The organism is Campylobacter sp. US42a (assembly GCF_004379055.1).
Taxonomy (GTDB): domain Bacteria; phylum Campylobacterota; class Campylobacteria; order Campylobacterales; family Campylobacteraceae; genus Campylobacter_D; species Campylobacter_D jejuni.
In genome coordinates this window covers 60,301-78,729 of record NZ_RYYK01000004.1, presented here as the reverse complement: position 1 = coordinate 78,729, position 18,429 = coordinate 60,301, and the positions used below count along the sequence as shown (strand labels likewise).

The following is an 18,429-nucleotide window of genomic DNA, read 5'->3' as shown; positions in this document are numbered from 1 at the left end:
AATATTTTATCACAAAATAATTTTAAAGTCAAGGATTTTCATCTCTTATTCTTAAAAAAACCGGAAAGCGAGGTAAGGAATTTTTGGTCAATCCATTAAATTTATAAGTCACAATACTACCAATTTTTGGAGGATTTTTTCTATCTTCATCTTTTAAACCACTGCCTATTTTAATGATTTGTCCATTAGGCATTTTACAAAGTAAGGCACCTACTTGATTTTCAAATTTGCCCTTACCCTTGCGAAATCCTACTAACTCACACTCTGCATCATCATAGGGTTTTAATTTCATAGCATTTTTACTTCTGCCTTTTTCATAAGGACTTAAATTTTTGCGTATAACAATACCTTCACCTTGATTTTTTATAATGCTTTCGTAAAATTGATTTAAATTATTTTGATTTTCAACTGGAATTTGAGGAATAATTTTTATATAGGCACTAGGATATTTTTGTAAATACTCTTCTAAAATAGCCAAACGATTTTTAAGGGTGCAAGTAGAAATTTGAAATTCTTCGCAAGCATTTGGCACATCAAAAATATTATAAGTTACTTCCTTCCATAAGGTCAAATTGCTATCGCCGCTACGAATTAAAGCTGAAATTTCATCAAATTTATTTCTTGCTATCCAAAGCTCACCATCAATAGCAAAAGGAGGGAAATTTTTTGTAAAAAAGTCAGGAGTTTTTATTTTGTAATTTTGGCGAGTTTTTAGATATTTCCCATCCCAAATTCCACGCACCCCATCAAGTTTTTCACTCATCAAATAAGCATTAAAATCTTTAGAGTTAAAATCTTGCTTATCGAATTTGCTAAGAAGTAAAATTTCATTAGCAAAAACTAAACAAGCACAACATATTAAAAAAATAAATCTCATCAAAGCAGATTAATCATATATCCAGTTGCATCTTTTTGAATATTATAATTATAAGTTCCATCAAGATATATTACAAGTCGATAATATCCTTTATGAGATCCAAAGTCTATGCGTTTAAAAATAGAATTACTAAGGCGTATGTTTTTTGTAGGGCTAATCAAATTAGATCTAAAATCTATAACGATTTTGCTTGGATTTCCTACTGAAAAATCTGTGATCATTTCATCACTAGTGTTAAGTTTTATTTTGTTTTTATAAACCGCGTAAGAAATAAAATCATAAATCTTTGCAACCTGTAAAGGTATTTCAACATTGGCTGTTGAGTTTGATTCTTGTTTAGAGCTATTTTTTTCAGGTATAGTAACTGAAACATCAAGTACTTTTGAAGGATCAGGGCTTTTAAATCTTGATATAGTATAAGTATCGTGCCAATCAATACTTTTATTGACATCTAAATCGATCTTATCTTCACTTCCGTCTAAATTGATATAATTAAAAGTAATGCTTTTTAAAATTCTTGCACTAGAATTAAATTTAACTTCCTCTTTTTGAAATTCAGGTGGAGCAACCAAGGTTATATTTTGATCTGTCTTGAAAGGATTTTCATCAGCATATAAAAGAGAGGTAAAAATAAAAAATATTGCCAAAATTCTAGTTTTCATTTGGGTATAATCCTTTTAATTCAAAATAATCTTTTTGTGCTTTAGCATTTTGTTCTTTGAGCAAAATAATCTTTTTATTAAGCTCTTCTTTGGTATTTTCTAAGCTTAATAAAGTATCTAAAGAATACTGCCCAAAAAACATATTGCCAAAATAAATCGCTCCAATTACAACAAGAAAAGCCCAAAAAATCATTTTTATAACATGGGTATAAAAACTTTTTTTTCTTGTGCTTTCGTCGTATTCTTTAAGTAAATCGCTCAGAGCTTTTCTCCTAAGTATTCATCGCTTTCAAGTTCAATTTCAAGTAAGCGATTGTATTTTGCGGTTCTTTCACCTCTTGCTAAGGCTCCTGTTTTGATTTGTCCTGTATTTAAAGCTACAGCAAAATCCGCTATAAAAGCATCTTCACTTTCGCCACTTCTATGACTCATCACACATTTATAGTTATTTCTTTGCGCTAAACGCACAGTTCTCATAGTTTGGGTAATAGTTCCGATTTGATTTGGTTTAATAAGTACAGCATTTGCCATTTTTTTGATGATACCTTCTCTTAAAATATCTTCATTAGTTACAAATAAATCATCGCCTACAAGCTGAATTTTATTGCCCAATTTTTCAGTAAGCTTTATCCAACCTTCAAAGTCATTTTCAGCTAAGCCATCTTCGATACTGCAAATTGGATATTTTGCACAAAGTTCTACATAGCGTTCGATCAAATCCTCGCTTGAAAAAGCCTTGCCTTCCATGTGGTATTTACCATCTTTGAAAAATTCTGTACTTGCTACATCAAGAGCAATTTTTACACGATTTTCATAACCTGCTTTTTTGATACAAGTCATTAAAAGATCGATAGGTTCTGTGTTGTTAGCTAAATTTGGAGCAAAACCGCCTTCATCACCTAAAGCTGTAGAATGTCCAGAATTTGCGAGTTCTTTTTTTAATATCGCATAAATTTCACAAACTGAACGCAAAGCTTCTTTAAAGCTAGTAAAACCAAAAGGCATGATCATAAATTCTTGAAAATCTACATTATTGTTTGCATGAGCACCGCCATTTATGATATTACACATTGGCACGGGTAAAATGCTCGCATTTGCACCACCTAAGTAACGATACAAAGGCATTCCCAAAGCAGCTGCAGCTGCACGAGCTGTTGCCATAGATACGCCTAAAGTCGCATTTGCACCTAAATTTGAGTAATTATTTGTTCCATCAAGCTCACGCAAAGTATCATCAAGTTGAGTTTGATTAAAAGCATCTAGTCCTAAAATTTCATCTGCAATGGTCTCATTGACATTTGCAACAGCTTTTAAAACGCCTTTTCCGCCAAATCTTTCATCATTATCACGCAATTCTAAGGCTTCTTTTGAACCTGTACTTGCACCACTTGGAACTATGGCCGCACCTACACTTCCATCGCTTAGCGTAACTTCGGCTTTTACGGTTGGATTTCCTCTACTATCAAGAACTTCATAGGCTCTAACATCTTCAATTACTAACATTATTCTTCTCCTTCGTCATCTTCGCTACCGCTGATCATACCTTCTATTCCCATAGAATTTTGAATTGCTTTTGTGATTTCATCTGCAATTTCAGGGTTTTCTTTTAAGAAAGCTTTTGAATTTTCTCTACCTTGTCCAAGTTTTTTATCTTTATAAGAAAACCACGCACCGCTTTTATCTACGATATCAAGTTTTACACCATAATCGATCAATTCACCTTCGCGACTTAAACCCTCTCCAAACATCACATCAAATTCAGCTTGTCTGAATGGAGGAGCAACTTTATTTTTAACTACTTTTACTTTAACGCGGTTTCCTATAGGTTCTTCGTTTTGTTTTAAGGTTGCTACTTTTCTAACATCTAAACGCACAGAAGCATAAAATTTTAATGCATTTCCACCTGTTGTGGTTTCAGGAGTACCATAACCCATAGCACCGATTTTCATACGAATTTGGTTGATGAAAATTACTGTGGTATTCATTTTATGAACTATACCTGTAAGTTTTCTTAGAGCTTGAGACATAAGTCTTGCTTGAAGTCCTACATGTTGATCACCCATATCGCCTTCAATTTCTGCTTTTGGGGTAAGTGCTGCAACGCTATCTACTACGATAAGATCTACTGCACCACTTCTTGCTATAGTTTCTACAATTTCTAAGGCTTGTTCTCCAAAATCAGGTTGAGAAACATACAAATCATCTGTATTTACACCCAAATTTTTAGCATATTTTACATCAAGAGCATGCTCTGCATCGATAAAAGCACAAACTCCACCTGCTTTTTGGCATTCTGCGATAATGTGTAGAGTTAGAGTGGTTTTACCTGAACTTTCAGGCCCATAAATTTCTATAATTCTTCCTTTTGGAACACCGCCTATACCTAAAGCAAGATCAAGTCCAACTGAACCTGTGCCTATGCTATCGATTTGCTCGACTTCTTTATCCCCTAGTCTTAAGATAGTGCCTTTTCCAAAGGTTTTATCTAAACTTTTTAGGGCAGCGTCTAGAGATTTTCTTTTATTATCATCCATAACTTTCCTTAAAAATTCTAAATTTTTAGTTAGAATTCTAACAAAATAAAATTAAATAATGATTTATTTTGCTAGAATTAAAGCAAAGATTTAAAGGAAGCATAGATGAAAAAAATTACTATTGCACATTCTCCTGATGCTGATGATATTTTTATGTATATGGCTATTAAATTTGGGTGGATAGGGAATGATTTTGCTTATGAAAATACAGCTTTAGATATACAAACTTTAAATGAATTTGCCTTGAAAAATGAATTTGATGCTACGGCTATTTCTTTTGGGCTTTATCCTTTAATCGCTTCTGAGTATGCGCTTTTACGCACAGCAGTGAGTTTTGGTGAAGGTTATGGGCCAAAACTCATCAAGAAAAAAGACACGCATTTAAAAAGAAATTTTAAAGTCGCTTTGAGTGGAGCAAATACCACCAATGCTTTGATTTTTCGTATGAAATACCCTGAAGCAAGAATCATTTATAAGAATTTTTTAGACATTGAAAATGCAGTTTTAAGTGGTGAAGTAGATGCAGGAGTTTTGATCCATGAAAGCATTTTAGAATTTGATCAAAGTCTTTGCGTGGAAGCAGAACTTTGGGATATATGGCTTGAATTTGCTAAAGAAAATTTACCTTTGCCTTTAGGTGGAATGGCTTTGCGTCGCTCTTTGCCTTTAAGCGATGCGATTAAGATCGAAAGAGATTTAACCAATGCTGTAAAAATTGCCGATGCAAATCGTAAAATTTTAGCCCCTATGCTTATGGAAAGAAAACTTATCCGTGTTAATGAAGAAAAACTTGATACTTATCTTAATTTATATGCCAATAAAAACTCTATTAGCATGAATCAAACTCAACTTTTAGCTGTAGATACGCTTTTTAAACTAGGATATGATTATAAATTTTATGATAAAATCATACATGTAAATGATTATCTTATCCCTAGCGAATACGAAGAAGCTAGAAATTCTTAAAAAGGATAAAAATGGACGAAAGTACCTTAGTTGCTCTTGGAGTGCAAACCTTTAAAATCACACTTTTACTTTCCTTGCCTATGCTTTTAGCAGGACTTATTGCAGGGCTTGTAATCAGTATTTTTCAAGCAACTACACAGATTAATGAAATGACACTTTCTTTTGTTCCTAAAATCATCTTGGTTGTGGTTATTTTAATCTTTTTAATGCCTTGGATGACTACAACTATGATTGATTTTACTGAGAATATACTAAATCAAATTCCAACTTTTATCAAATGATCATTGATTTTAAAAAATACTCTTCTGTGCGTATAGGAAATGAATTTGAAGTTTTAGTTTTGGATCAAATTTGTGATTTTGATGGTTTTTTAATAGGTGGTGCAAATAACCTTTTAGTTAGCCCAAAACCTAAAAATATAGGAATTTTAGGAGATGGTTTTGATTTTATACAAATTTTAGATCAAAATAAAGATTTTATACATCTTCGCATAGGCTGCAAAACAAAATCAAGTAAAATATATCGCTTTGCTAAAGAAAATAATCTTAAGGGTTTTGAGTATTTAAGCAAAATTCCTGGCACACTTGGTGGGCTTTTGAAAATGAATGCAGGGCTTAAAGGAGAGTGTATCAGTCAAAATTTAATCAAAATTGCTACTTCTCAAGGCGAAATTCTAAGAGAAAATATAAATTTTGATTATCGTTTTTGTCCTTTAAATATGCCTTTTTTTTGGGCTGAATTTAAATTAAATTTCGGTTTTGATACCCTTAAAGATGAAGCTTTAAAAAATGCAAGAAGCAATCAACCTAGTGGAGCAAGCTTTGGCTCTATCTTTAAAAATCCAAAAAACGACTTTGCAGGACGTTTAATCGAAGCTGTAGGGCTTAAAGGATTTAGCAAGGGAGATGCTATGTTAAGCGATAAACACGCAAATTTTTTAATCAATAAAAAAAATGCAAGTTTTGAAGATGCGTTTTTTCTTATCGAATTGGCTAGAAAAAAAGTCTTTGAAGAATTTGGCATAAACTTAGAAAATGAAGTGATTATTATCTAAAAATTTTTCAATATATCTTTAAATTAATTGATAGTTAATTTTAATTTTTTTATTTCATTATCTATAACACTAGCTAACATTTTTGGCATTTGATTTACAATATCTTGATAATTTTGTTTTGCATCTTGATCTTTTAATGTCAAATTTAATTCTGCATTTTTTGCTGCAAGAATTTTTCCATTGCTTGTAGAAATAATTTTAAAATTAACATTAGCCACACCCTCTTTACTAGTTGTGATAAAATAATTTGTAATATTTACATAAAAATCTTGCAAATTTACCACCACAACATAATCTGTAAATTTGGCATACATTTTAGCCTTATCTTTTTCTTGTGTTAAAAAAGGACTTACATTTATAAGTTTTGCATCCTTAGGGCTAAAATATGATAAAGTTTTAGGACTTTGATAAATACCATTTGCAGCAGAATTAACCCAATTAAGCTTTAAGCTTTGAATCAAATTTTTAGCAAATAATGTAGAAAATTCCTTATCACTCACCCTAAAACCATCTAAAAAATAACCAAAATTTTTCCTAGAAGTTAATACAATAGCAAAATCAATATCCTTATCTTTGGTGATTTGCGATTTTTTTTCAATTAAGGTAGAACTATCAAACAATGCTTTTTGTTGATTTAAATTTGGATTTGCAACATTTTGGTTTAGATCTATTACTTCAAAACTATCCGCGCTTTTTTCAATTTTAATAACCTTTTTCTGAGAAAAATTATTCGCTAAAAGATTAGAACTTAAAACTAAACTTAAAAACAAAATGAAACAATACCTCATCTTCATCCTTATAAACTATTTAAATATAAAATTATACTCTTTATTTTATAAAAAATCTTGTAAAAAATTCCTAGATGAAACACAAATAAAAGGACTGGATTTATAATTTAAAGGGTTATATAAAATGTATTTTTTAGAAAAATCCCCCATAAATCCTCCATTTTGATTAATCAAAAAATCTCCTGCTACAATATCCCAAATATTAAGCTTTTCAAATCTTTTATAAACTCCTGCCCTAGCCTCTAAAATAGCACAAAATTTCAATCCAGAGCCTATATTAATAGCTTCTAGTTGATACTCTTTTGCAAAGTCTTCATCTTCTTTGCTAAGATGATTAACACTCAATAAGGCTTTATATTTGTTTTTCTCGTATTCTTGCTGGTCAATTTGCAAAGGTTTATCGTTTTTATAAACCTTGGTTTTTGCATGAGCATAGAATATATCACCTTTTGATGGATTTTGTATAAGCGATAAAACAGGGCGATTGTCATGAACCAAACTTACCATAACGCAAAATTCATCACTGCCTTTTAAAAAACCACTTGTTCCATCAAGAGGATCGATAAGCCAAAAAGTTTTTAATTCTTCACACTCTTCTTTGCTGAGTAATTTTTCTTCTGATAAAATTTTAATATCCGTAGAACCTAAAATATCATTTAGAATTTTATTAGAAGCAAGATCTGCTGATGTAAGTGGGCTTTTATCTTCTTTTTCCCAAGTTTTGAAATTTTTTCTCTCTTCTAAAATAGCTTTAGAAGCTTGATTGCTAGCATTTATAGCAATTTCTAAAAATTTATCAAGATTAAGCATGATTATAAGACTTTCTATAAGATTTTTTAAAATTATACAAGAAGATTTTGTGGAATTTTTAATTTCCACAAAAATTTTAATTAAATTTTACTAGTTTCACCCAAATAAAGTTGTCTTGGACGGACTATTTTAAGACTTTCTTGCTCTTTTTGTTCTATCCACTGAGCTATCCATCCTGGGGTGCGTCCTATAACAAATAAAGTAGCAAACATTTCATTTGGAATACCTAAGGCTTTTAAAATAAGTCCACTATGAAAATCAACATTCGGATATAGCCCTCTTTGAACAAAATAATCATCGCTTAAAGCAATCTCTTCTATACGCGTTGCTACTTTAATAAGATTGGTATCAATACCCAACTCATCAATAAGTTGATCACGAAGTTTTTTAAGTACTTTTGCTCTAGGATCAAAATTTTTATAAACCCTATGCCCAAAGCCCATCAAGCGGAAAGGATCGTTTTTATCTTTAGCTCTTTTGATGAATTCATCTACCCTATCAACACTACCTATTTGCTCAAGCATTCTAATAACACCTTCATTAGCTCCACCATGTGCATGACCCCAAAGCGCACCAATACCTGCTGCTATACAGGCATAAGGATGAGCATGAGTTGAACCCACAGCACGAACCGTTGAAGTTGAAGCATTTTGCTCATGATCTGCATGAAGCATAAAAACTGTATCAAGTGCTTTTACTTCTATAGGTTTAAGCTCTACATGATCGTAAGGATAGGTTCTTAACATATATAAGAAATTTTCTGTAAAACCACGATCTAAATTTGGATAAGCCATAGGAAAGCCGTGTTTATATCTATAAGCGGTGGCCACTATAGTAGGGATTTTAGCTACTATTCTAGCTGCCATTTCCATATATTCTTCTTTTACATTCATGTTTAAATGATCAGGATAAAAAGCACTAAGCGATGAAACAGCACCTTGTAAAACTGCCATAGGATGAGCATTATCAGGGAAAGAATCAAAAAGACGATGCATACCTTCATGGATAAAAGAACGTTTTTTCATTTCATAACGAAACGCTTCAAGACGCGTAGCATCAGGTAGTTCTTTATAAAGTAAAAGATGAACCACATCTAAATAAAGTTTGTTTTCAGCAAGCCACTCTATAGGATAGCCACGGTGCATTAAAATTCCGTTTTCTCCATCAATATAAGTGATTTTTGATTTACAAGTAGCTGTAGAAGTTAAGCCCTCATCATAAGAAAACATTCCTGTTTGTTTATAAAAACTTGACATATCTACAACGCTTGGCCCAGTTGTACTATCATATATAGGAAATTCATAGCTTTTTCCATTTCTATTATCGGTTATAGTAACGGAATTTGACATTTTCGCTCCTTTTATTGTTACTTTTATTAATTCTAACAAAAAAGGGCGATTATGAGTTTTTTTATTATTAAATTTTTAAGATTTTGTTTGCTTTTTTGAGTAAAAAAGTAACTTTCATTTTTTAGAATTAGAAAGAAATTTAATCATACTCATAACAATAATAGCCTCAAATAACGCTGTTAAAATAAGTGCTGAATAAAGCTTCTCATCAATAACCTTGCCCGAATAACCCAAAGTAGCTGTTGCTATAAGCAAGGTTAAAGGCATAGAATGACTAAGACCAAATAAAATCATATTTTTAAAACCAATTCTTTTTAAAAAAACACTTGCACATAAAATTCTTAAACCCACCATAACAAACATAAGTAAAAATGCTTGTAAAACGATTTTATAATCTAAAATCATTTTAAGATCAAAGGTTGAACCTATATGGATAAAAAAAATAGGGATCAAAAACCCGTGTCCAAAAGTAGAAAGCTTGTGCTCAAGATCTTTTTTATGATCAAAAAAAGTAGCTATAAATGAACCTGCTATAAAAGAACCAAGAACGATTTCAAGTTTTGTAATAACCATAGCAACAATGATCAGTATAAAAATCGCCATACAAAATCTTATATCTTTTTCATTTTTATCTTCCCATGGCATAAGCACAACTTTAAGCTGAGGATACCACCAAAAAAGCACACCAAGCATTTTAAATCCGAGCAAACAAAGTCCCAAAAAGATATTAAGATATAAAATACTTTGCGCTACATCAATAATACCTGTTCCTTCGCGCAAAAAAGCTCCCGCTATAGTCAAAAGCACAATAGAAATCACCTCAGCTAAAGTAGCCACTATCATAGCAATATTTAGCCAATAACACTCTTTTCCAAAATCCTTAAAAAGCAAAGATAAAAGCCCTACACTCATCACAGGTATAATGATAACAAATACTAAAGAAAGTCCAAAAATCCATACTATAAGAGAAGATAAAGCGTAAAGTAAAAAAATATAAAAAAAACTTTTTTTGGCGACTTCTTTATCCATATTAAAAAAGGCTCTTAAATTTACTTCCATACCCGCTATAAACATTAGATAATAAAAACCTACATTGGCTAAAAGTGCAAAATTTTCACTTTTTCCTATGAAACCAAAATATGCAATTACCGCACCTAAAATAATTTCAGTGGCCGAAATAGGTAAGCGAAAAATTCTCGCAATATGCGGAGAAAAAAGTAAGCATAAAGCTATAACAATAAGAATTTTTAGATCAATTAAACCTTGCGGATCAATGACACTCTGATGCAAAAGTAAATCCCATTTTTTTTAATTTTACTATATCTTGACTTGGTTCTTCACCTTTAGTGGTTAAATAATCCCCTATAACAATAGCTCCAGCACCTGCTTGAAAAATTTCATACTGCCTTTCTTGCAATACCACTTCACGCCCACCTGCTACCATTACCACGCTTTGCGGTAAAGCCTCTTTGGTATCACGCACGATTTTTAAAGCTTCATCAGCACTAAGTCTTGGAACTTGTAGTTTTAAATTTTCATTGGCTATAAAAAAATTAATAGGCGTTGAAAAAGGCTGTAATTCTTGCAAAGATTTTCTAAAACTTAGTCTATCTTCTTCACTCTCACCCATACCATAAATTCCACCACAACAAAGCATAAGTCCTGCTTCTTTAGCGTTTAAATTGGTTTGAAATCTACTTTCCCAAGTATGAGTGGTGCAAATTTGTGGAAAAAATTCCTTAGAAGTTTCAAGATTGTGATTATAAGAAAAAATTCCTGCTTTTTTAAGTTCTTTGAGTTGTTCCACGCTTGCCATACCATTACAGGCAATTAAAAGCAAATTAGGCACTTCTTTTTGCACAGCCTTAGCAGCCTCACAAACATACTCAAGCTTTTCATCATCAAGCCCAAGTCCTGCTGTAACCAAACAAAAACCCAAGGCTTCATTTTTCTTTGCCATTTTCGCTTCTAAAACGATTTGTGAAAGTTCTTTGCGACGATATTTTTGAATATCTGTTTTTACATGGGCACTTTGGGTACAGTATTTACAGTCTTCTGAACAATTTCCACTCGCTATATTTGAAATAGCACAAAGCATGATTTGCATTCTAATCCTTCATTTCTTTTTTGATTTTGCACTTTAAGCATTCTAAGAATGTACCTTTTTTAAGCTCTTTTATCACTAAAGTTTCGCCACACTCTTCGCATTTTTCTTCACTTGGTTTGTATTTGCTTATAAAATTGCATTTTGGATAAGCACTACAGCCATAAAATTTACCGCGTTTTGAAAAGCGTTCTACGATTTCACCTTTTTGACAACTTGGACAAGTAATACCTGTACCATTAGCTTTAGCTTTTGCGGCAGTATTTTCGCTTTCATTTTTACTTTCACTTTTTAAATTTCTTGAATACTTACATTTTGGGAAATTTAAACACGCTACAAATTCTCCAAAACGCCCTTTTCTAATAGCAAGCTCCCCGCCACAATCAGGACAACTTTCACCTAGTTTTGTGACAGTTTTTTGACTAGCAATTTTTGTTTTTCCTTCTTCGATTTTTCTCATAAAAGGATAGTAAAATTCTTTTAAAGTTTCTTGCCAATCTGCCTTATCTTCAGCGATTTCATCTAAAGTATTTTCAAGGTTTGAAGTAAATTTACTATCTACTATATCGCTAAAATTTTTCTCAAGCACTTCGGTTACATTAAAAGCAACATCACTAGGAATGAGTTGTTTTTTGTCTATTTTTACATAATCACGGCTTGTAAGTATAGAAATTGTTGGTGCATAAGTAGAAGGGCGACCTATGCCTAAACTTTCAAGTTTTTTTACAAGTCCTGCTTCTGAATACCTTGAAGGTGGTTCGGTAAAATGTGAGTTCATTTCTAAATTTTGTATTTTTAAATTTTCACCTATTTTAAAATTTGGTAAAATTTTATCCTTATCCATATCACCATAAACTTTATAATATCCATCAAAAAGGATTTTTCTACCGCTTATTTTAAAAACTGCTCTATCATTTTTTACAAATACATTTTGAGTTTGAGAGATAGCAGGATTCATCTGACAGGCTAAAAAGCGATTGTAAATAAGTGTGTAAAGTTTTAACTCATCTTTGTCTAAAAATTTGGCCGCAATTTCTGGAGTAAAACTTAAATTTGTAGGGCGTATAGCTTCATGGGCTTCTTGAGCGCCTTTGGCTTTTGTAGTGTATACATTTGCTTTGCTTGGAAGATAGTCTTTGCCAAAATTTGTTTGTATGAATTTTCTTGCATTTTCTATAGCTTCTTTGGCTAAATTTAAACTATCGGTTCTCATGTAGGTAATAACCCCCATCACGCCCTCGTGAGTATTTACTCCTTCGTAGAGTTTTTGAGCTATCATCATGGTTTTTTTAGGGTTAAAACCAAGGCGATTGCTAGCACTTTGTTGCAAGGTTGAAGTCATAAAAGGAGGCGGTGGAGCGATTTTTCTTTCTTTGCTTTCAATGTCGCTTATAGCATAAGCTTCATTTTTACAAGCCTCTAGTATAAGCTTAGCACGATCTTTGTTGGTAATGGTAAGTTTTTCTATCTTAGCTTTGTCAAACTCAACCAGTTCTGCATCTAAATCTTTTTGAAAAATCATATCTATACTAAAGTATTCTAGGGGTACAAAGGCACGAATTTCTTTTTCACGATCGACTATGATCTTTAAAGCCGCACTTTGAACACGCCCTGCACTAAGCCCTCTTTGAATTTTTTGTCCCAATAAGGGGCTGAGTTTATATCCTACAATGCGATCTAAAAGGCGTCTAGTTTGCTGAGCATTTACAGAGTGCATGTTTAATTTTCTTGGATTTTTTAAAGCATTTTCTATAGCACTTTTAGTGATTTCGTGAAAAACAATGCGTGGCAAGGTATTTTCATCTTTTCCTATAGCTTTTGCGATATGATAAGCAATGGCTTCTCCTTCTCTATCCTCATCCGTTGCAAGATAGACTTCTTTGGCATCTTTGGCTTTGCTTTTAAGTTCTTTAACTAAGGCGCTATGATCACTTGTGATTCTATACTCAGGGATAAATTCATCATCTTCTATTTTAATCCCAAAGCTTGATTTAGGCAAATCTCTAATATGTCCTTTAGAAGCGATAACTTCATAATCTTTTCCCAAAAAATTTCCTATGGTTTTAGCTTTTGCAGGAGATTCTACTATGATTAAATTTTTCTTCATTTTGCACCCTTGTTAAATAAAAAGCTGAATTTAGCTAAAAATATTTAAAATTCTACTTATAAAATATATTTTAATCAAGCTAAAATATTTTAAAAACAAAACTATCATAACAAAATAAATAAAATATAATTTTAAGTAATTTTAAATACAAACCATAATTTTTAGAGTATAATAAAGCAAAAAAGGCAAAAATTATGAATGGCAAAACTTATAAATTTCATCCAAATGACACGAAAATGGATAAAAAAATAATTCAAATTACTGAAAAGTCCGGATTTAAAGCGGCTGTGTTTTCTATGGCCGCTATGACTATGCTAGGAAGCGTGGTCATTTCATCTGCTCTGCCTGCTATCAACAGACATTTTGAAGAACTTTTAACCCAAAGTGGCGCTACTCTTGCTTCAAGTTTCACATTAGCTCATCTTGATATACTTGTTCGCTTAGTTTTAACCATCCCTGCTATTTTTGTTGTCATTTTATCTCCATTTGCTGGTATTTTAATGGATAAATTTGGCAAATTAAAATTCATTCTTCCAGCTATGGTAGTTTGGACTATTTCTGGGGTAAGTGGCTTTTTCTTAAATGATATTTATGCTATACTGACTTCAAGAGCTATTTTTGGTATGGCAACTGCTTTTATAATGACAGGCGCTTCGGCTTTACTTGGAGATTATTATAGTCGTGGTGGCTTTAATCGCAGAGAAAATGCTTTAAGTCTTCAAGGATTTTTTTGTGCGGTAGGGGGTGCTGTTTTTATTTCTATTGCAGGATTTGTTTCGAGTTATTCTTGGCGTTATCCTTTTTTAGTATATGGACTTGGAATTTTAATTACCTTAATGGCTATCATTTATCTTTTTGAACCTAGAAAATTTAAATTCTATAATCATACAAAAATAGAAGCAAAAACAAATTATTGGCAATTTTTCCCTATTTATTTTATAGGTTTTTTTATCATGGTAGTTTATTATATTTCGCCAACTCAACTTCCTTACTATATAGAAGAACATTTAGGATTGGATCCTAAATATATAGGTATTTCGATGTCTGTATCTGCACTATGTTATGGTTTTTTCTCTCTAAGCTATAGATATATTATAAAATTCTTAAGTATTAAAACTATCTATGTTTTAACTCTTTTTATCGTATCTTGTTCTTTTTTGCTGCTTTTTTTAGTAGATAGCTTTTTCACAGTTTTAATCGCCTTAGCTTTGCTTGGAATGGGTGGAGGTATTATGCTTGTAAATAACACAGCTTATCTTTTTTCAATCTGTCCTGAAAATGCTCGCGCTAGGGCTTATGGAATTTTAGCAAGTTGTATATTTTTAGGACAATTTTTAAGTCCTATTATCTCCCAACCTATTGTTAGACAAATGGGTCTTGTAGATGCTTTTTTAATATGGTCAATAGTAATTTTTATAGTATGCATTGTGTTTTTATTTTTAAAGCAAAAACCTAGGATAAATTAGCAAGAAAAATCTTGCTAATTTTATTACAAACCTACCGCACTTAAAGTTTGGTATTTACTCATATAAATTTGAGCTTCAATTTTTCTCATCGTATCAAGTGCTACTTGAACTACAATAAGTACGGAAGTACCGCCAAAATGAAAAGGCACACCCATAAATTTCACCAAAACCCAAGGCAAGGTTGCAACAAGCCCTAAATAAATAGAACCTGATAAAGTTAAACGAGAAGCTACTTCGTTAAGATAATTTGAAGTTCCTTCACCTGGACGAATTCCAGGGATAAAACCGCCTTGTTTTTTCAAATTTTCTGCTATATCTTTAGCATTAAATACGATAGAAGCATAAAAATAAGCAAAGAAAATTACAAACAAGAAAGTTAAAACATGAAACAAATAACCATTTGGATTTAAAAAGTCATTAATAGCTTGTAGATAAGGATTTGTACTAGTTTGTAAAATCGTTGTTGGAAACATCAAAATCGCACTAGCAAAAATCGGTGGAATAACCCCACTAAGATTGAGTTTAATAGGAATATAATTCATAATGCGTTTGTTTTGATTTTGCATTACAACTTTACGAGAATAAGAAATAGGAATTCTTCTTTCTCCAAGTTCTACATAAATAATCACGCCTATAGTGATTAAAATCAAAGCAAAAATTGCAAAAGCGGTTAAGAAATTCATCTCGCCTGAATTGATTTGCCCTACAGTTCCTGAAATCGCTCTTGGAATACCTGAAACAATACCTGCAAAAATGATTAAAGAAATACCATTTCCTATACCTCTTTGTGTGATTTGTTCACCAAGCCACATTAAAAGCATAGTTCCTGCAAGCATAGAAATAGCACAAAGTGCGATAAACATATTTAAATCTTCCACCATTATAGCCCCTGCACCACCACGACCATGTAAGCTTTGCAAACCTATAGCAACGCCTATACTTTGAACCAAAGTAATCACAATAGTCGCATAACGGATAATTTGCATATATTTTTGCATACTATCACGCTCTTTTTTCATTTTACCGATATTTGGAAAAGTTGCTGCGAGAAGCTCCATAATAATAGAAGCAGTAATATAAGGCATAATACCTAAAGAAATGATAGAAAAGCGTTCAGCCGCTCCACCACTAAAAACATTAAATAAACCCAAAGCATTGTTTTGATTGTTATTAAAAAATTCCGCAATCACATCAGCATTGACGCCAGGAACTGGCACATAAGCCAGAACCCTATAAGCAAACAAAAATGCTAAGGTGATTAAAATCTTATTCGTCAATGCTCTATTCATTATTTTGATCCGGTGACGCTAATATTCTCGTCTTTGATTTTTGATACTAAGTCTTTTGCACTTGCACCAATTAATTTGATTTTATTCACAGATTTTGAAATTTTGTGAACACTTTTAACGCTCTCAAATGTAATTTCACTAAGCTCTTTTACAGCTGTGATTTTTTCAACATTGATCACATAAGGTTTTTGAATTTTAGAAGTAAAACCTACTTTTGGTAGTCTTCTTTGAAGTGGTTGTTGACCCCCTTCAAAACCTCTTTTTTCATTATAACCTTTTCTAGCAGTTTGACCTTTACCCCCTTTAGTAGCAGTCTTACCCATGCCAGAACCTTGACCACGGCCAATTCTTTTAGTTTTATGCGTTGAACCCGCTGCTTTTGTTAAATTCATCTTCTTATCCTTTTAACATTGTTAAAGCTTTGATTGTAGCACGAACCACATTAGCTGAATTATTTGAACCCAAAGACTTGGTTAAGATGTCTTTAATACCTGCAAGTTCCACGATAGGGCGTGTAGAACCACCTGCGATAACTCCTGTACCTTCACTAGCTGGTTTAAGTAAAATTCTACTTGCATTGTATTTTACCTCTACATCGTGAGCGATAGTCGAGCCTTTAGTTTTAACTTCAACGATATTTTTAAACGCATCATCAACAGCTTTACGGATAGCATCTGGAACTTCCTTAGCCTTACCATAACCAACACCTACTAAACCTTTGCGGTTTCCAACGATAACTAAAGCAGTAAATCTAAATCTTCTACCACCTTTAACAACCTTAGTAACTCTGCCGATATCGACGATTACTTCTTCAAATTCTTCTCTATTATATTTTTCCATCGATTTACCCCTTATAGCCTAATGCCATTTTCTCTTAAAGATTCAGCCAATGCTGCGATAACACCATGATATACATAACCATTTCTATCAAAAACAGCTTGTTCTATTTTTTTAGCTTTTAAAGTTTTAGCAAATTCAGCAGCGATTTTTTTAGCACCTTCTTTATTTGCTTTAACGCCAAGTTTGCGTCCATCAACTGCTGCTAAAGTTACAGCTTTTACATCATCAATCGCTTGGATATATAGAGTTCTGTTCGATTTAAATACAGAAATTCTTGGAAAATTTTCACAACCTGAAATTTTCGCTCTAATTCTTTTTTTTCTTTTGATTCTTAAAGTTAGTTTTCTTTTTAATACATTTGCTCTCATATTCTACCCTTACTTCTTAGATGTCTTACCAGCTTTGCGGATAATGCGTTCATCAGAATACTTAACGCCTTTTCCTTTATATGGCTCTGGTGGTCTAAATTCACGAATTTGAGCAGCAACTTGACCTACAACTTGTTTATCACTTCCTTTAACTGCAATAGTATTTTTATCCACTACAATTTCAATTCCTTCTGGAATATCATAATTAATAGGATGAGAAAAACCAAGGCTTAGTTCTAAAACTTTACCTTTTAAAGCTGCTTTATAACCAACTCCATTGATTTCAAGAGTTTTTGAAAAACCTTGAGTTAAACCTACAACGATATTGTAAGCTAAAGCTCTGTAAGTTCCCCAATAAGCTCTACTTTGTCTGTCTTCACCTTTTGGAGAAAAAAGAATATTATTATCTTTAATCTCAACATTTACATTTGCTTTAGTATCAAGTTCTTTTGCTAAATTTCCTTTTTTAAATTTAAGCAAATTTCCTTCTAATTTTACTTCTACTCCTGCTGGAATAGCAATCGGTTGTTTACCTATACGAGACATATTTTTCCTTTTTATTTGTCTAGGATATTTCTACTTTTTTAAAAGAATGGATACCCAATGCCATAAAAAGCAGATTTTTTACCAAATGGTACATAAAATTTCGCCGCCAACACCTGCTTTATAAGCTTCGTCATTAGCTAAAACGCCATGACTTGTGCTAACTACGATAGTACCATAACCATTTTTAAAACGCTTGATTTCATCTTTACCTTTATAAACACGACGACCAGGCTTAGAAATTCTTTTAAGCTCATTGATAACACTCTTACCTTTTTCATCGTATTTTAAAACTACATTGATAAATTTCTTTTTATCTTCTTCAATAACATTAAAACTCTCAATATAGCCCTTAGCTTGAAAAATTCCAACTAAAGCTTCTACAACTTTAGAATGTAAAAGCTTGGTTGTTTCAAGCTTTCTCATTCCTGCATTTCTGATACGAGTGAGTGAATCTGAAATAATATCATTTATCATATTTTATCCTTACCAACTTGCTTTCTTAAGACCTGGAATCAAACCTTCGTTACCCATTTTTCTTAAGCAAACTCTGCAAATTCCAAAATCTCTATAAACCGAATGCGGACGCCCACAAATTTGGCATCTTGTATAAGCTCTAACTTTAAATTTAGGCTTGCGTGCCGCTTTTGCAATCATTGATTTTTTAGCCAT

22 protein-coding genes are annotated in these 18,429 nt (G+C 32.2%); 4 read left to right on the top strand and 18 right to left on the bottom strand.

Features of this window, described 5'->3' with window-relative positions:
• Positions 1-28: 28 nt before the first annotated feature.
• The 5 genes from ELQ10_RS04980 to recA form a co-directional block, all read right to left on the bottom strand.
• Positions 29-877 carry a DNA ligase gene (locus ELQ10_RS04980; RefSeq protein WP_004305825.1) on the bottom strand — a complete coding sequence of 283 codons (849 nt, stop codon included), beginning with the start codon at positions 875-877 and terminating at the stop codon, positions 29-31.
• Positions 877-1,539: a glycoprotein CgpA gene (gene cgpA, locus ELQ10_RS04975; protein WP_002866836.1), complete on the bottom strand. Its 663-nt coding sequence runs from the start codon at positions 1,537-1,539 to the stop codon at positions 877-879. Before cgpA ends, ELQ10_RS04980 begins: the two co-directional genes overlap by 1 nt.
• Positions 1,529-1,732: a hypothetical protein gene (locus ELQ10_RS04970; RefSeq protein WP_002839177.1), complete on the bottom strand. Its 204-nt coding sequence runs from the start codon at positions 1,730-1,732 to the stop codon at positions 1,529-1,531. The genes cgpA and ELQ10_RS04970 overlap by 11 nt, the downstream gene beginning before the upstream one ends.
• Before the next feature lie 65 nt (positions 1,733-1,797).
• On the bottom strand, positions 1,798-3,042 hold the full coding sequence (gene eno, locus ELQ10_RS04965) for a phosphopyruvate hydratase (RefSeq protein ID WP_002856489.1): 1,245 nt from the start codon (positions 3,040-3,042) through the stop codon (positions 1,798-1,800).
• Positions 3,042-4,073: a recombinase RecA gene (gene recA / locus ELQ10_RS04960; RefSeq protein WP_002851424.1), complete on the bottom strand. Its 1,032-nt coding sequence runs from the start codon at positions 4,071-4,073 to the stop codon at positions 3,042-3,044. Before recA ends, eno begins: the two co-directional genes overlap by 1 nt.
• Positions 4,074-4,178: 105 nt before the next feature.
• On the opposite strand from recA, the gene ELQ10_RS04955 reads away from it, so the two are divergent.
• From ELQ10_RS04955 to ELQ10_RS04945, 3 genes are read left to right on the top strand one after another with little or no spacing between them, the layout of a single operon-like run.
• Positions 4,179-5,039 carry a menaquinone biosynthesis family protein gene (locus ELQ10_RS04955; protein WP_002856256.1) on the top strand — a complete coding sequence of 287 codons (861 nt, stop codon included), beginning with the start codon at positions 4,179-4,181 and terminating at the stop codon, positions 5,037-5,039.
• Positions 5,040-5,050: 11 nt separating this feature from the next.
• Positions 5,051-5,320, top strand: coding sequence for a flagellar biosynthesis protein FliQ (fliQ, locus tag ELQ10_RS04950; RefSeq protein ID WP_002851290.1), 270 nt, complete (start codon positions 5,051-5,053; stop codon positions 5,318-5,320).
• A complete protein-coding gene (locus tag ELQ10_RS04945) occupies positions 5,317-6,093 on the top strand; it encodes a UDP-N-acetylmuramate dehydrogenase (protein WP_002882236.1) in 777 nt (258 codons plus the stop codon). Before fliQ ends, ELQ10_RS04945 begins: the two co-directional genes overlap by 4 nt.
• A 23-nt stretch (positions 6,094-6,116) precedes the next feature.
• On the opposite strand, the gene ELQ10_RS04940 is transcribed toward ELQ10_RS04945, so the two are convergent.
• The 6 genes from ELQ10_RS04940 to topA form a co-directional block, all read right to left on the bottom strand.
• Entirely contained in the window at positions 6,117-6,887 is a 771-nt protein-coding gene (locus ELQ10_RS04940; protein ID WP_072225822.1) for a hypothetical protein, read from the bottom strand.
• Positions 6,888-6,926: 39 nt separating this feature from the next.
• The gene (locus tag ELQ10_RS04935; protein ID WP_002856487.1) at positions 6,927-7,691 is read right to left on the bottom strand and encodes a 3'(2'),5'-bisphosphate nucleotidase CysQ; all 765 of its coding nucleotides are present in this window, start codon (positions 7,689-7,691) and stop codon (positions 6,927-6,929) included.
• A gap of 80 nt (positions 7,692-7,771) precedes the next feature.
• Positions 7,772-9,040: a citrate synthase gene (locus tag ELQ10_RS04930; RefSeq protein WP_134250281.1), complete on the bottom strand. Its 1,269-nt coding sequence runs from the start codon at positions 9,038-9,040 to the stop codon at positions 7,772-7,774.
• Positions 9,041-9,154: 114 nt separating this feature from the next.
• Positions 9,155-10,330, bottom strand: a complete 1,176-nt coding sequence (locus tag ELQ10_RS04925) for a cation:proton antiporter (protein WP_134250280.1) — start codon at positions 10,328-10,330, stop codon at positions 9,155-9,157.
• Positions 10,311-11,147 (bottom strand): biotin synthase, encoded by an 837-nt coding sequence (locus ELQ10_RS04920; protein WP_134250279.1) that lies wholly within the window; start codon positions 11,145-11,147, stop codon positions 10,311-10,313. The genes ELQ10_RS04925 and ELQ10_RS04920 overlap by 20 nt, the downstream gene beginning before the upstream one ends.
• A gap of 1 nt (position 11,148) precedes the next feature.
• The gene (topA, locus tag ELQ10_RS04915) at positions 11,149-13,251 is read right to left on the bottom strand and encodes a type I DNA topoisomerase (protein WP_134250278.1); all 2,103 of its coding nucleotides are present in this window, start codon (positions 13,249-13,251) and stop codon (positions 11,149-11,151) included.
• Positions 13,252-13,445: 194 nt separating this feature from the next.
• Between topA and ELQ10_RS04910 the strand changes: the two genes are divergently transcribed.
• Entirely contained in the window at positions 13,446-14,717 is a 1,272-nt protein-coding gene (locus ELQ10_RS04910; protein WP_002892040.1) for an MFS transporter, read from the top strand.
• Positions 14,718-14,740: 23 nt separating this feature from the next.
• On the opposite strand, the gene secY is transcribed toward ELQ10_RS04910, so the two are convergent.
• From secY to ELQ10_RS04875, 7 genes are all read right to left on the bottom strand, one after another.
• Complete coding sequence (gene secY / locus ELQ10_RS04905; RefSeq protein WP_002860827.1) at positions 14,741-16,006, bottom strand: preprotein translocase subunit SecY; 1,266 nt, start codon at positions 16,004-16,006, stop codon at positions 14,741-14,743.
• Positions 16,006-16,398, bottom strand: a complete 393-nt coding sequence (rplO, locus tag ELQ10_RS04900) for a 50S ribosomal protein L15 (RefSeq protein WP_002894588.1) — start codon at positions 16,396-16,398, stop codon at positions 16,006-16,008. The genes secY and rplO overlap by 1 nt, the downstream gene beginning before the upstream one ends.
• 4 nt (positions 16,399-16,402) lie before the next feature.
• Complete coding sequence (gene rpsE / locus ELQ10_RS04895; RefSeq protein WP_002779428.1) at positions 16,403-16,846, bottom strand: 30S ribosomal protein S5; 444 nt, start codon at positions 16,844-16,846, stop codon at positions 16,403-16,405.
• A gap of 11 nt (positions 16,847-16,857) precedes the next feature.
• Positions 16,858-17,214 carry a 50S ribosomal protein L18 gene (gene rplR / locus ELQ10_RS04890; protein WP_002785535.1) on the bottom strand — a complete coding sequence of 119 codons (357 nt, stop codon included), beginning with the start codon at positions 17,212-17,214 and terminating at the stop codon, positions 16,858-16,860.
• A 9-nt stretch (positions 17,215-17,223) separates the two neighbouring features.
• Complete coding sequence (gene rplF, locus ELQ10_RS04885) at positions 17,224-17,760, bottom strand: 50S ribosomal protein L6 (RefSeq protein ID WP_002851302.1); 537 nt, start codon at positions 17,758-17,760, stop codon at positions 17,224-17,226.
• A 78-nt stretch (positions 17,761-17,838) separates the two neighbouring features.
• Positions 17,839-18,234, bottom strand: coding sequence for a 30S ribosomal protein S8 (gene rpsH, locus ELQ10_RS04880; RefSeq protein WP_002851353.1), 396 nt, complete (start codon positions 18,232-18,234; stop codon positions 17,839-17,841).
• Positions 18,235-18,243: 9 nt separating this feature from the next.
• Positions 18,244-18,429 (bottom strand): type Z 30S ribosomal protein S14, encoded by a 186-nt coding sequence (locus tag ELQ10_RS04875; RefSeq protein ID WP_002851478.1) that lies wholly within the window; start codon positions 18,427-18,429, stop codon positions 18,244-18,246.

Bases quoted from the DNA above. Each gene is read 5' to 3' on its own strand.
- ELQ10_RS04935 (WP_002856487.1), bottom strand. From the start codon at position 7,691: ATGCTTAATCTTGATAAATTTTTAGAAATTGCTATAAATGCTAGCAAT.
- ELQ10_RS04940 (WP_072225822.1), bottom strand. From the start codon at position 6,887: ATGAAGATGAGGTATTGTTTCATTTTGTTTTTAAGTTTAGTTTTAAGT.
- cgpA (WP_002866836.1), bottom strand. From the start codon at position 1,539: ATGAAAACTAGAATTTTGGCAATATTTTTTATTTTTACCTCTCTTTTA.
- fliQ (WP_002851290.1), top strand. From the start codon at position 5,051: ATGGACGAAAGTACCTTAGTTGCTCTTGGAGTGCAAACCTTTAAAATC.
- ELQ10_RS04910 (WP_002892040.1), top strand. From the start codon at position 13,446: ATGAATGGCAAAACTTATAAATTTCATCCAAATGACACGAAAATGGAT.
- recA (WP_002851424.1), bottom strand. From the start codon at position 4,073: ATGGATGATAATAAAAGAAAATCTCTAGACGCTGCCCTAAAAAGTTTA.
- rplO (WP_002894588.1), bottom strand. From the start codon at position 16,398: ATGAATTTAACAAAAGCAGCGGGTTCAACGCATAAAACTAAAAGAATT.
- secY (WP_002860827.1), bottom strand. From the start codon at position 16,006: ATGAATAGAGCATTGACGAATAAGATTTTAATCACCTTAGCATTTTTG.
- ELQ10_RS04945 (WP_002882236.1), top strand. From the start codon at position 5,317: ATGATCATTGATTTTAAAAAATACTCTTCTGTGCGTATAGGAAATGAA.
- rpsH (WP_002851353.1), bottom strand. From the start codon at position 18,234: ATGATAAATGATATTATTTCAGATTCACTCACTCGTATCAGAAATGCA.
- ELQ10_RS04930 (WP_134250281.1), bottom strand. From the start codon at position 9,040: ATGTCAAATTCCGTTACTATAACCGATAATAGAAATGGAAAAAGCTAT.
- eno (WP_002856489.1), bottom strand. From the start codon at position 3,042: ATGTTAGTAATTGAAGATGTTAGAGCCTATGAAGTTCTTGATAGTAGA.
- ELQ10_RS04875 (WP_002851478.1), bottom strand. From the start codon at position 18,429: ATGGCTAAAAAATCAATGATTGCAAAAGCGGCACGCAAGCCTAAATTT.
- ELQ10_RS04980 (WP_004305825.1), bottom strand. From the start codon at position 877: ATGAGATTTATTTTTTTAATATGTTGTGCTTGTTTAGTTTTTGCTAAT.
- ELQ10_RS04955 (WP_002856256.1), top strand. From the start codon at position 4,179: ATGAAAAAAATTACTATTGCACATTCTCCTGATGCTGATGATATTTTT.
- ELQ10_RS04920 (WP_134250279.1), bottom strand. From the start codon at position 11,147: ATGCAAATCATGCTTTGTGCTATTTCAAATATAGCGAGTGGAAATTGT.
- rplF (WP_002851302.1), bottom strand. From the start codon at position 17,760: ATGTCTCGTATAGGTAAACAACCGATTGCTATTCCAGCAGGAGTAGAA.
- rplR (WP_002785535.1), bottom strand. From the start codon at position 17,214: ATGAGAGCAAATGTATTAAAAAGAAAACTAACTTTAAGAATCAAAAGA.
- ELQ10_RS04970 (WP_002839177.1), bottom strand. From the start codon at position 1,732: ATGATTTTTTGGGCTTTTCTTGTTGTAATTGGAGCGATTTATTTTGGC.
- topA (WP_134250278.1), bottom strand. From the start codon at position 13,251: ATGAAGAAAAATTTAATCATAGTAGAATCTCCTGCAAAAGCTAAAACC.
- rpsE (WP_002779428.1), bottom strand. From the start codon at position 16,846: ATGGAAAAATATAATAGAGAAGAATTTGAAGAAGTAATCGTCGATATC.